The 12,293-nt window shown below is 63.7% G+C and carries 13 protein-coding genes; 1 reads left to right on the top strand and 12 read right to left on the bottom strand.

Annotation, left to right across the window (positions count from 1 at the left end):
• The first annotated feature begins 23 nt into the window (after positions 1 to 23).
• Entirely contained in the window at positions 24 to 680 is a 657-nt protein-coding gene (locus EV674_RS07355; RefSeq protein ID WP_119014289.1) for a mechanosensitive ion channel family protein, read from the top strand.
• Positions 681 to 779: 99 nt separating this feature from the next.
• On the opposite strand, the gene nagZ is transcribed toward EV674_RS07355, so the two are convergent.
• The 12 genes from nagZ to rpoE form a co-directional block, all read right to left on the bottom strand.
• A complete protein-coding gene (nagZ, locus tag EV674_RS07350; protein WP_119014290.1) occupies positions 780 to 1,916 on the bottom strand; it encodes a beta-N-acetylhexosaminidase in 1,137 nt (378 codons plus the stop codon).
• Between the two features lie 62 nt (positions 1,917 to 1,978).
• Positions 1,979 to 2,401 (bottom strand): holo-ACP synthase, encoded by a 423-nt coding sequence (acpS, locus tag EV674_RS07345; protein ID WP_119014291.1) that lies wholly within the window; start codon positions 2,399 to 2,401, stop codon positions 1,979 to 1,981.
• 57 nt (positions 2,402 to 2,458) lie between these two features.
• Positions 2,459 to 3,313, bottom strand: coding sequence for a pyridoxine 5'-phosphate synthase (locus tag EV674_RS07340; protein WP_241525000.1), 855 nt, complete (start codon positions 3,311 to 3,313; stop codon positions 2,459 to 2,461).
• Positions 3,314 to 3,331: 18 nt separating this feature from the next.
• Positions 3,332 to 4,105: a DNA repair protein RecO gene (gene recO, locus EV674_RS07335; protein WP_119014312.1), complete on the bottom strand. Its 774-nt coding sequence runs from the start codon at positions 4,103 to 4,105 to the stop codon at positions 3,332 to 3,334.
• Between the two features lie 101 nt (positions 4,106 to 4,206).
• Positions 4,207 to 5,301 carry a GTPase Era gene (gene era / locus EV674_RS07330; protein ID WP_119014292.1) on the bottom strand — a complete coding sequence of 365 codons (1,095 nt, stop codon included), beginning with the start codon at positions 5,299 to 5,301 and terminating at the stop codon, positions 4,207 to 4,209.
• Complete coding sequence (gene rnc, locus EV674_RS07325) at positions 5,298 to 5,981, bottom strand: ribonuclease III (protein ID WP_119014293.1); 684 nt, start codon at positions 5,979 to 5,981, stop codon at positions 5,298 to 5,300. Before rnc ends, era begins: the two co-directional genes overlap by 4 nt.
• Positions 5,982 to 6,344, bottom strand: a complete 363-nt coding sequence (locus EV674_RS07320; protein ID WP_119014294.1) for a DUF4845 domain-containing protein — start codon at positions 6,342 to 6,344, stop codon at positions 5,982 to 5,984. It abuts the gene before it with no gap.
• A gap of 38 nt (positions 6,345 to 6,382) precedes the next feature.
• Complete coding sequence (gene lepB, locus EV674_RS07315; protein WP_119014295.1) at positions 6,383 to 7,357, bottom strand: signal peptidase I; 975 nt, start codon at positions 7,355 to 7,357, stop codon at positions 6,383 to 6,385.
• 1 nt (position 7,358) lies between these two features.
• Positions 7,359 to 9,167: a translation elongation factor 4 gene (gene lepA, locus EV674_RS07310; RefSeq protein ID WP_119014296.1), complete on the bottom strand. Its 1,809-nt coding sequence runs from the start codon at positions 9,165 to 9,167 to the stop codon at positions 7,359 to 7,361.
• 187 nt (positions 9,168 to 9,354) lie between these two features.
• A complete protein-coding gene (locus EV674_RS07305) occupies positions 9,355 to 10,818 on the bottom strand; it encodes a DegQ family serine endoprotease (protein WP_119014297.1) in 1,464 nt (487 codons plus the stop codon).
• Positions 10,819 to 10,928: 110 nt separating this feature from the next.
• Entirely contained in the window at positions 10,929 to 11,609 is a 681-nt protein-coding gene (locus tag EV674_RS07300) for a sigma-E factor negative regulatory protein (protein ID WP_241525001.1), read from the bottom strand.
• 24 nt (positions 11,610 to 11,633) lie between these two features.
• The gene (gene rpoE / locus EV674_RS07295) at positions 11,634 to 12,266 is read right to left on the bottom strand and encodes an RNA polymerase sigma factor RpoE (RefSeq protein ID WP_119014298.1); all 633 of its coding nucleotides are present in this window, start codon (positions 12,264 to 12,266) and stop codon (positions 11,634 to 11,636) included.
• Positions 12,267 to 12,293: the final 27 nt, after the last annotated feature.

Raw genomic sequence — 12,293 nt, 5'->3', positions numbered from 1 at the left:
GGGTACGCTGCTTTCTCTTTTTCATGCAACGCTCGCTGAAGTTTTACCTGCCCGAATGGGCCCAGGATTGGCTTGAAGTCATTGTCCCGGGCCTGCAACTCCTGCTGATCGTGATCGCGGCGTGGCTGCTGCAACGCCTGCTGCGCCGCGTGCTGGCCCGCGCCAGCGCCCACTACGGGCTGCCGCTGGAACTGCAAGTGCCCATCCGGGGCCTGCTGCGCTGGACGATTCTGACCAGCACCTTGCTGTTGGTGCTGGAGCGCCTGGGCGTCTCAGCCACGGTGCTGTGGACGGCGTTCACCGGCTTTGCCACCGTGGGCGCGGTGGCTTTTTTTGCCGCATGGAGCGTGCTGTCGAACCTGTTTTGCGCGTTTCTGATTTTTACCGTGGGGCCGTTTCGCATTGGCGACACCATCGAGCTGCTGGACACCGCCGAAAAACCCGGCGCACTGGGCCGGGTGGTGGACATCAACCTGCTCTACACCACGCTGCAAGAGGGCACGGCAGAGGCGCCCGCTGCGCTGCTGCAAATCCCCAACGCGCTGATCTTCCAGCGCGTGGTCCGGCGCTGGAAAGGCGGCCCGAACACCCCCGAGCCACCCGTGCGTGCAGCCCCCAGCGGCGCCACACCAGCGCCCCCGCCCGCCCTGGCAGGGGCCGATCCAGCGCCAAAAATTTAAGGTCGAATCAGGCTCCAGCCCTTGCAGGGCGTGCGCGAGCAGCTATCAAAATTGATACGTCCCAAAGCGCACGCAACCGATGCCGGGCGCGTGACTGGCTCAGGGCAGCATTTCCAGCGCCTGCAAATAGGCGGGCTGGAACATCAGCTCGTCCCAGGGCAGCGGCGGGGTTTGCGGCAGCAGGGCCAGGCGGCGCGACTCGCTCTCGGGGCTGGGCTGCCAGCGGCCCTGGGCCTGCTGCGCACTCAGGCCATCGAGCAGCTCGTCCACGGCGGCGCCATCGCCCAGGCTCTGGTTGCACAGCAGCACCAGATCGCAGCCCGCCTGCAACGCGGCCACGGCGGCCTCGGTGTAGCTGACCACCTGGCCGTCGATGCGGCGCGCGCCCTCCATGCTCAGGTCGTCGCTGAAGATGGCACCGTCAAAACCGAGCTGGCTGCGCAAAATGTCTTGCAGCCAGCGCGTGGAAAAGCCCGCCGGGCGCGTATCCACCTTGGGGTAAATCACATGCGCGGGCATGACGCTGGTAATGGTGCTGCGCAGCCACTGGTAGGGAGCGGCATCGGCGGCGAGGATTTTTTTCAGGCTGCGCTTGTCGATGGGCACCTCGGTGTGCGAGTCGGCCTTGACGTAGCCGTGCCCCGGAAAATGCTTGCCGCAGTTGGCCATGCCCGCTTGCAGCAGGCCCTGGGCCAGGCTTTTGGCCAGCAAGGTAGCGATGCGCGGGTCGCGGTCAAAGGCGCGGTCGCCAATCACGCCGCTGCCGCCCCAGTCCAGATCGAGCACGGGCGTGAACGAAAAATCGACACCGCAAGCACGCAGCTCGCTGGCCAGCACGTAGCCCGCTGCCGTGGCAGCGTTGGTGGCGCGCAGGGCGCCTTCGCCCAGGCGGACTTTGCGGGTTTGGGCGGATTGGGCTTTCTGGCCTTTTTTGCCCTTCTTGGCTTTTTTACCGTCCTGGCGCCACATCTCCCCCAAGGCGCGCATGGGCGCCAGGTGGGTAAAGCCGTCGCTGCGAAAGCGCTGCACGCGGCCACCTTCGTGGTCTACGCAGATCAGCAAATCGGGGCGCACGGCCTTCATGGCGGCGGTCAGCTCCAGCAGTTGGGCGCGGTCTTGCCAGTTGCGCGCAAACAGAATCACGCCGCCGGTGAGCGGGTGCGCCAGGCGGCGGCGGTCGGTGTCGGTCAGGCTGGTGCCGGCAATGTCGATGATGAGGGGGGCGTGTTCGGTCATTTTTTACTATCTATTGAATAGCTGGTTGCGCCCATCTGGCGGGCGCTGGAAGCCAATTGGGTTCAAATTTCAGGGGATGGCGGGTGGGGATCGCTGCATTGTTCCACCACGCAGAAGCTGGCGGCGTAGTCGGATTCATCGCTCACGCTGAGGTGGGCGCTGAGGCGGCGCTGCACAAACCACGCTTGCAGTGCGCCGTGCAGCACCAGCGTGGGCTGGCCGCTGGGCAGATTGGCCACTTCGCAGGCATGCCAGGTCATGGGCATGACCATGCCCAAGCCGATGGCTTTGCTGAAGGCTTCTTTGGCCGAAAAGCGCGTGGCCAGGTAGCGCACGCCGCGCTCGGGCCAGCGCGCACTGCGCTCCTGCCACTGGGCCAGCTCGGCGGGTGTGAGCACCTTGGCGGCAAAGCGCTCGCCGCGCTGCTCCAGGCTGGCGCGGATGCGGCGGATGTCGCAAATGTCGGTGCCAATGCCGTAGATCATGGTTTTAGATGAAATCAGGCTCTAGCCCTTGCAGAATGGGCGCAAGCAGCTATTGATTCAGGAGTGATTGCGGATGCCGTCCGCGCTGCCATGCGGCGTCTGCGGGTCTGCTTCGGGCGCAGCCAAGCCCGCCTCAATGCAACGCAGGTAGGCCTGCACGGTGGCGCCATAACCCAGCTCCAGCGCGTCGGCGATGAGCGCGTGGCCAATCGACACTTCCAGCAGGCCGGGCACGCCACGCACAAAAGCGGCAAGGTTGCTCTGGTTCAGATCGTGGCCCGCGTTGACGCCCAAGCCTGCGTCCAGCGCCGCCTGGGCGGCGGCGCGGTAGCGTTCCAGCTCTTGCGCCTGCTGTGGCGTGCCCCAGGCGGCGGCGTAGGGCTCGGTGTAGAGCTCGACGCGGTCGGCACCCACGGCGCGGGCGGCGGCCATCTGCTCAGGGAGAGGGTCCATGAACAGGCTGACGCGCACGCCCAGGGCTTTGCACTCGGCAATCAAGGGCGCCAAGCGCTCGGCGTCTTGCGGAAAGCTCCAGCCATGGTCGCTGGTGAACTGGCCTTCACCGTCAGGCACAAAGGTGGCCTGGTGCGGGCGCACGGCACGGATGAAGTCCATCAGGTTGTGGAAGGGGTTGCCTTCGATGTTGTATTCGCGGCCCGGCCAGTCTTGCAACAGCGCGGCCAGTTCGGTCACGTCGTGGGCACGGATGTGGCGCTCGTCGGGGCGCGGATGCACCGTAATGCCCTGCGCGCCCGCTTGCAGGCACAGCAGCGCCGCGCGCGTGACGCTGGGAATGCCCAGGTGGCGCGTGTTGCGCACCAGGGCCACCTTGTTGACGTTGACCGACAAGGCGGTGCGGTGGGCAGCAATGGGCGCGGTGGCGGGCGCAGTGGCAGGCATGGCAGTGGTCATGGCAAGGTCGTGGCGAGGTCAAAGGGCTTGGATGTCCAGCATGAGCTGGCGGGTGCGCAGCAGGGGGCTGCCGCAATGGTATTGCAGCAGGGCGCGCAGTTGGGGTTTGAGTTCCAGTGCCACGGGCGCGCAGGCGCGCAGCAGTGCCGCCAAGCGCACGCCCCGGCCTTGCAGGGGTGCGTACAGGGCCTGCCACTGCGCGGCGCTCAGGCTGGCACGCTGCTCGCTGGCATCGGCGGCGCGCAGGCCACCTTCGGGCACCAGGGTGTAGCGCGCCTGCGCTTGCAGGGGCTCCAGGGTCAGGGTTTGCGCGTCCAGGGCGGGCAGCATGCCGATCTCGCGCAGCAGCAGCAACTCAAACGTGCGCAGCACCGGCTCCAGCGCTTCGCCGTGTTCGCTGGCCAGCACGCGCACCACGGCGCTGTAGGCATCGAACAGCACCGGGTGCGGGTCGTCGCGCGCCAGCAGGCGCAGCAGCAGCTCGTTGAGGTAAGTGCCCGCCAACAGCGCATCCCCCGTGGGCATGATGTGGCCACCGACCCACTCGGCGCCTTTGAGGGTGTGGATGTCGTTGGCGCCCGTGGCCGCGCTCTGTGTCCAGGTCAGGCTCAGGGGCTGCAAGGGCAGCAGCACAGGCCGGAAGTTGGAACTGGGCTTTTTCGCACCCTTGGCCACCAGGGCCACGCGCCCATGCTGGCGCGTGAACACTTCCAGAATCAGGCTGGACTCGCTCCAGTCGTAGCGGTGCAGCACAAAGGCCGGTTCATTGGAAAAACGGCGCGCGGTGGCCACGGTCAATCAGCAGTGGTTTCGCCGCCGGGCCGCCCCAAGGCGAAACGCCGCCCCCTCGGGGGGCAGAGAGCACACGCAGTGGGCGAACGTGGGGGCCACATTCACTCATAGCCGAACGAGCGCACGCGGGCTTCGTCGTCGGCCCAGCCCGAGCGCACCTTGACCCACAGCTCGACAAACACCTTGGCGTCCATGAGCTTTTCCAGCTCCTGGCGGGTTTCGGTGCCGATGCGCTTCAAGCGTTCGCCCTTGTCGCCAATCACCATGGCCTTGTGGCTGTCGCGCTCGACGATGATGGTGGCGGCCACGCGGATCATGCGTTTGTGGACTTTGCTTTTTTCTTCTTCGAACTTGTCGATCACCACCGTGGAGGTGTAGGGCAGCTCGTCGCCCGTGAAGCGGAACAGCTTTTCGCGCACGGTTTCACTGGCCAGAAACTTTTCGCTGCGGTCGGTCAGCTCGTCGGCCTCGTACCACCAGGGCGCTTCGGGCAGGTACTTTTCGCAAATGCCATACAGGCGCTGGATGTCGCCCTTGTTCTTGGCCGACATGGGCACGAACTCGGCAAACGGGTGGCGCTCCTGCATGCCCTTGAGCCAGGGCGCGATCTCGGCACGGCGGTGGATGTTGTCCAGCTTGTTGGCAATGAGCAGCGTCGGGATGCCGGGCTTGAACAGGCTCAGCACCTTGGCGTCGGCCAGCGTGAAGCTGCCCGCCTCGACGACGAACAAAATCAAGTCCACATCGCCAATCGCGCCCATCACCGTTTTGTTCAGCGACTTGTTCAGCGCCGTGGCGTGGCGTGTCTGAAAGCCGGGCGTATCGACAAACACAAACTGCGTTTGTCCCAGCGTGCGGATGCCGGTGATGCGGTGGCGCGTGGTCTGCGCCTTGCGCGAGGTGATGCTGATTTTTTGCCCCACCAGCGCGTTCAGCAGCGTGGATTTGCCCACGTTGGGCTTGCCGACGATGGCAATCACACCGCAGCGCTGCGGGCCGGTGGCGCCAGCGTCTGCGCTGTCGGCTGCGCTTGGGCCCAGGGCCTGCGCCAGCACGGCATCAAGTTCGGCGGCAGTTTGCACCGCAGCGGGCTGCGCTGCTGGCGCCGGTGCCGCAGTGGCAGATTCAAGGTCTTTTTCGGCTTGCAGGCTTGCTGGCTGTGCGCTAGCAGCTACGTTTTTAGTAGCATCGTTCATGGTTTTTTCGCTTTCAGGGTGGCCAGCATGGCCGCGGCTGCAGCCTGCTCGCCGGCACGGCGGGAGCCGCCGGTGCCGCGCTCGGTGAGCGAGAGTTCGGGGATGTGGCATTCCACATCAAAGGTTTGCCGGTGGGCCGCGCCTGCCGTGGCCACCACGGTGTACTGCGGCACTTTCATTTTGCGGCCCTGCAACCACTCCTGCAACGCCGTCTTGGCGTCTTTGGCAGCGGCCTGCATTTGCGGGTTGATTTCGACGGCGGCAAACAGCCGGTGAACCAGGGCTTCTGCCGAGGCGTAGCCCGCATCCAGATACACGGCGCCAATCAGCGCCTCCAGGGCGTCGGCCAGGATGGAGGCACGCTGGTGCCCGCCCGAGCGGGCCTCGCCCTCGCCCAGGCGCAGTACCTCGGACAAGCGCAGGCCCAGCGCCAACTGGTGCAGGGTGCCCTCTTTGACCAGGTTGGCACGCACGCGCGACAAGTCGCCCTCGGGCAGCGCACTGAGGCGCTGGTACAGCAGGCTGGAGACGGCCAGATTGAGAACGGAGTCGCCCAGGAATTCAAGGCGTTCGTTGTGGTCGGCGCTGAAGCTGCGGTGCGTGACGGCACGCAGCAGCAGGGCCGGGCTGGAAAAGGTGTGCTGCAAGCGCGATTGCAGCGAAGCAAGAGCGGGCTGCACTTAGTCTGTCTGCGCCTGGAAGCGGTACACCAGATAGGCGGGCCCAGCCAGCGGAATCTCGCGGGCGTAATTGACCGATACCACCACCTTGTCGCCGCGCTTGGTGACTTCGAGGTCCTGGCCTTTGACAGAGCTGATGTTGTCAATAGCAGCGGCGCGGTCAAAGGCCGCACGCACGCCGGGCACGGTGCTTTCGATTTTGGCTTTGTTCATGGCCTTGGTGATGGCCTGGTATTCCAGCCAGATCGGAATCGACTGGCCACCGATGGCAAAAGCTGCCACAGCCATCAGGCCAATGAAGATCACGCCGATAAATGACAGGCCGCGCTGGCGCGAACGGCGGGGGGTGCGCTGTGCATTCATAACTTACTCCCTGGTGGTTGCCACGTGACAGTGTGAACTCAATGGAACGCCCCGATGCGCTTGAGGTCGCCGAAGTTCATCCAGACAAAAAAGGCTTTGCCGACGATGTTGGCATCGGGCACAAAGCCCCAGTAGCGCGAGTCGAGGGAATTGTCCCGGTTGTCACCCATCATGAAATAGTGCCCTGAGGGGACTTTGCAGACCACACCCTCGACGCTGTAGCGGCAGTGGTCGCGGTAGGCAAAGTCGCTGGCGCCCTGCACAAAGGCCGGTGCCTCGGGGTTGTTGAGCAGGCGGTGGGGCTGGGCGCCCAGTTGTTCTTCGTACTGCTTGAAGTAGCGCATGGCGCCTTCATCGAAGAAGTCAGGAACGGCGGTGGTGGGCACCGGCTGACCATTAACGCTCAGGCGTTTGTTCAGATAAGCGACTTCATCGCCGGGCACACCGACCACGCGCTTGATGTAGTCCATGTTGGGCTGGGGCGGGTAGCGAAACACCATCACATCGCCGCGCTGGGGCGCATTGCCCTCGGTCAGCTTGGTGTGGATCACCGGCAGGCGCACGCCGTAGGTGAATTTGTTCACCAGAATGAGGTCGCCCACCAGCAGCGTCGGAATCATGGAGCCCGAGGGAATCTTGAACGGCTCGAACAGGAACGAGCGCAGCACAAACACTGTGGCAATCACCGGAAACAGCCCCGCTGTCCAGTCCAGCCACCAGGGCTGCATGAGGATGCGGCCCTTGGCCTCTTGCACATCCACATCCACCTTGGCAATGCCCATGCGATCGAGTTCGGTGCGGCGCTGCGCGGCGGCGTCTTCAATGGCCTGGGCCGCGCGGCGGCGCCGGGGCAGAAAATACAGCCGCTCGGCCAGCCAGTACGCGCCCGTAACCACGGTGGCCAGAAACAGCAGCAGGGCGAAGTTGCCCTCAATCAGCCCCATGTACCAGGAGCCGATGTAGCCCACAAAGGCCGCCAGCAGCAGCGCCGTCAGAACTTGCACCGCTTGCATATCAGTCTTCCACCTGCAAGATGGCCAGGAAGGCTTCTTGCGGCACCTCCACGGAGCCGATCTGCTTCATGCGCTTCTTACCAGCTTTTTGTTTTTCCAGCAGCTTGCGTTTGCGGCTGACGTCGCCGCCGTAGCACTTGGCCAGCACGTTTTTGCGCAGCGCCTTGATGGTTTCGCGGGCGATGACGTTGGCGCCAATGGCGGCCTGGATGGCTACGTCAAACATCTGGCGACTGATGATTTCGCGCATCTTCGCCACCACCGCGCGGCCGCGGTACGGCGCCTGCGAGCGGTGGACGATGATGGACAGCGCATCGACCTTCTCGCCGTTGAGCAGGATATCGACCTTGACCACGTCCGAGGCACGGTACTCCTTGAACTCGTAGTCCATGGAGGCATAGCCGCGCGACACCGATTTGAGCTTATCGAAGAAGTCCAGCACGATCTCGCCCAGCGGCATCTCGTAGGTCAACATGACCTGGCGGCCGTGGTAGGCCATGTTCATCTGCACGCCGCGTTTTTGGTTGGCCAGCGTCATCACAGGGCCCACGTAGTCTTGCGGCATGTACAGGTGCACGGTAACGATGGGTTCGCGGATTTCCGCCAGCTTGCCCACATCGGGCATCTTGGCGGGGTTTTCCACCATGGTGACTTCGCCGCCGGGCTTGACCACCTGGTACACCACGCTGGGCGCGGTGGTGATGAGGTCTTGGTCAAACTCGCGCTCCAGGCGCTCTTGCACGATTTCCATGTGCAGCAGGCCCAGAAAGCCGCAGCGGAAACCAAAGCCCAGTGCCTGGCTCACCTCGGGTTCGTAGTGCAGCGATGCATCGTTGAGCTTGAGCTTTTCCAGGGCATCGCGCAGCTGGTCGTACTCGCTGGCCTCAGTGGGGTACAGGCCGGCAAACACCTGGGGTTGAATCTCTTTGAAGCCGGGCAGCGCCTCGGTGGCAGGGCCCGCGTTGTTGGGCAGCTTTTTTTCCAAGGTGATGGTGTCGCCCACCTTGGCCGCTTGCAGCTCTTTGATGCCGGCAATGATGTAGCCCACTTCACCTGCATTGAGCCGATCGCGCGGCTCGTTCGCGGGCGTGAAAACGCCCAGGTTGTCGGCGTTGTAGACGGCGTTGGTGGCCATCATCTTGAAGCGCTCGCCCTTGAGCAAACGGCCATCAACCACGCGCACCAGCATGACCACGCCCACATACGGGTCGAACCAGCTGTCGATGATCATGGCGCGCAGCGGCGCGTCGGGGTTGCCCTTGGGCGCGGGCACCTTGGCCACGATGGCTTCAAGGATTTCTTCAATGCCCATGCCGGTTTTGGCCGAACAGGGGATGGCATCGGCAGCGTCAATACCGATCACGTCTTCGATCTCGGCCTTGGCGTTGTCGGGGTCGGACTGGGGCAAATCCATTTTGTTCAGCACGGGCACCACTTCCACGCCCAGATCCAGCGCGGTATAGCAGTTGGCCACGGTTTGCGCCTCTACGCCCTGGCTGGCATCGACCACCAGCAGAGCGCCTTCGCAGGCCGACAGGGAGCGGCTCACTTCATAAGAAAAATCGACGTGGCCGGGCGTGTCGATCAGGTTCAGGTTATAGACCTGACCATCTTTGGCCTTGTACTGCAAAGAAGCAGTTTGCGCCTTGATGGTGATGCCCCGCTCTTTTTCGATGTCCATCGAGTCAAGCACCTGGGCCTCCATCTGGCGCTCCTCCAGGCCGCCGCAGCGCTGGATCAGGCGGTCGGCCAGGGTGGATTTGCCATGGTCAATGTGCGCGATGATGGAAAAGTTTCTGATGTGGTTCATCAACAAAAAGCGTCAAGTGGTGGGGTTACAAAGGCACGTACAAGAAAAAAGGGCGCATCGAATGGCGACGCGCCCTGAACCAACAATCCTTGGCAGCCGGGTTGGTTGGAGCTTCATTGCAGGAACGGCCGCCATTCTAACCAACCGGCTCTGCGCGCCACGGGGGCAACGCAGCGCAAATGGCAGGTCAGCGCGCAGGGCGAATCAGCGCGTACTGCGCCCATTCACCACGGCGGAACAGGACGTTCACGGGCTTGCTCTTGTCCAGCTTGACCAGAACGGCTTCCAGCTCTTTGCTGCTGGAGACTTCGGTGTTGGCAATGGCCAGGATCACATCGCCCTCGCGCAGCCCGGCGCGCGCTGCGGCATCGCTGGCCGCCTCGACGCGCACACCGCCCTTGAGTTTGAGTTCTTTTTTCTGCGCCTCGGTCAGGTCACTGACCAGCAGACCCAGCTGCTGCGTGGCCACTGCGGCCTTGGGCTTGGGCTGGTCAGCGGCTTTGCGTGCAGTTTTATCAGGCTCGATCTCAGCGATGGTGAGGGTCAGGTCGCGCGTGTTGCCCCGGCGGAATACCGTCACCACGCTCTTGCTGCCGGGCTTGGTGCTGCCCACCATGCGCGGCAAGTCCGACACCTTGTCGATGGGCTTGCCATCAAAGCGCGTGATGATGTCACCGGCCTCGACACCGGCTTTCTCGGCAGGCGATCCAGCCTCTACGCCCGTCACCAGGGCGCCTTGCTGTTTGCCCAGGCCCAAGGACTCAGCCACGTCCTTGCTGACCGGGCCAATCTGCACGCCAATGCGGCCCCGCGTCACGCGCCCAGTGGCGCGCAGTTGCTCGCTCACGCGCATGGCCTCGTCAATCGGGATGGCAAACGAAATGCCCATGAAGCCGCCCGAGCGCGAATAAATCTGGCTGTTGATCCCCACCACTTCACCGCGCATGTTGATCAAGGGGCCACCGGAGTTGCCGGGGTTGATGGCCACATCGGTCTGGATGAAGGGCAAATAGTCGCCTGTCTCGCGCTGGCGGGCGCTGACGATACCCGCCGTCACGGTGCTCTCCAGACCAAACGGGGAACCAATCGCCATCACCCACTCGCCCACTTTCAGGCGGCTGCTGTCGCCAATCTTGACGGCAGGCAGGCCGGTAGCCTCGATTTTGACGACGGCCACATCGGTGCGCTTGTCAGTGCCAACGATGCGGGCCTTGAACTCGCGCTTGTCGGTCAGCGTCACCAGCACCTGATCGGCCCCTTCGACGACGTGGGCGTTGGTCATCACATAACCGTCGGCACTGACGATAAAGCCCGAACCGACGCCGCTGGGCTGGGCGTCTTCGTCCTGTGGCCGCTGGGGGCGGTGCTGGCGCGGCACATTGGGAACGGGCACGCCAAAGCGCCGGAAAAACTCCAGCATCTCTTCGTCCATGCCATTGACGTTGGCACGGGAAGAGACTTTCTCCAAGGTGCGGATATTGACCACCGCAGGCCCGACCTGCTCCACCAGTTCCGTGAAATCAGGCAAGCCACGCACCACGCTGGCGGGCTGCGCCGCCACAGTGCCAGGCGCCACCAGCGCCGTGCCCGCCGAAGCAAACACCGTGGCAGCCAACACCAGGCGCGCCACGGTTGAACTTGTTTTTTTCATCAGCAACCTTTCATGCAAATCAGACGCCGACCATATGCCGGTTCTGGTATGCCTATGAAAGCCAGGGCAGCGATTGGTTCCCTGCCACAACGCAGGCACCCGCCCAAGTGTCAGCGCTTGGGGGCCTCGAAATTGGCGTTGCGCAAAAAGCCTGCGGGCAGTTGCAAGGCTGAAGTACCGCCAAACTGCTTGTGTGCGGCCAACAGCTCATCCAGGCGCGGGTCGCGGATCATCACTTGCTGGGGCGCCTGGTTGTCAGCCAGCGACACAGCAGGCGCTTGCACCGACACAGAGGCAGTGACAGGGGCCGACACCGCAGCCATCTGCGCACCAGCGGGCGGGCCGCCCAGCCCCCCCACCGCGCTCCAGACCAACGTGGCCACAGCGGCCAACGAAGCCAGCCCGGCCACCATTTTCCAGCGGAACACCGAGTCATTGGCGGCCTGCGGTGGCGGCGTGAACTGGGTAAGCACGGGTTGCGCGGGCGCTGTGGGGCTGCTGGCCGTGGCCTGCGCAACAGGTGCGGCTTCCTGGGCCAACTGCGTACGCAACCGGGCCAGAAAATCACCGTTGTCCACGGGGCGCGCCAATTCAGGCGAACGCAGCACATCGCCCACCAGTTGATACAGCTGCCAAGTTTCCCGCCCCTCGTCCTGGGATGAGAACTCCAGCGCCTGTGTCAGCGCATTGCCCGACAACTGCCCGTCGGCCAATGCCGACAGCATTTCTTTCTGATTGAGGTTTTCCATCATGATTTCACCTGTCGAACCCACACCTGTTGCATCTGCCATGCTGCCGCCTTCTTGTTAGCACCGTTACCAGCGCTTGCCCATCTGGTTTTGCAACAACGGCCGCACACGCGCCGAAATCGCTTCACGCGCCCGAAAAATGCGCGAGCGCACAGTGCCTATGGGGCAGGCCATGGCCAGCGCAATTTCTTCATAGCTCAAGCCCTCTATTTCACGCAGGCTCACGGCCTGGCGCAAATCTTCGGGCAAAGCCTCCATGGCCGCGTTGACGGCAGCCGCTATCTCGCGGGCAGCCAACACAGTTTCGGGCGTTTCCTCGTTGATTGGTTCATTACCGAGGCGGGAAGTTTCATCACCATCGTCCGCACCGGCCAGCGTCGACTCATACACCAGCGGATCACGCTTGAGATCCATCAGCGCCTTTTTGGCTGTATTGACCGCGATACGGTATAGCCAGGTGTAGAACTGCGCTTCGCCGCGAAACTGGTGCAGCGCTCGATAGGCACGGATGAAGGTTTCCTGCGCAATGTCCTGCACCAGGTCGGTATCGCGCACCATGCGGCCAATCAGGCGCTCAATGCGCCGCTGGTATTTGATGACCAGCAGTTCATACGCCCGCTGATCCCCGGCGACTGCGCGCTCGACCAGTTGGAAGTCACTGTCGCCAGGAGGTGGTTCGGCAAGGGGAGAAACGGTCATGGGTAAGGGAAGTTGCGCGCCTGGCGA

It is taken from the genome of Simplicispira metamorpha, from assembly GCF_004341365.1.
Classification (GTDB): domain Bacteria; phylum Pseudomonadota; class Gammaproteobacteria; order Burkholderiales; family Burkholderiaceae_C; genus Simplicispira; species Simplicispira metamorpha.
The sequence above is the reverse complement of the archived record's forward strand: the minus strand, read 5'-3'. Positions and strand labels throughout refer to the sequence as shown.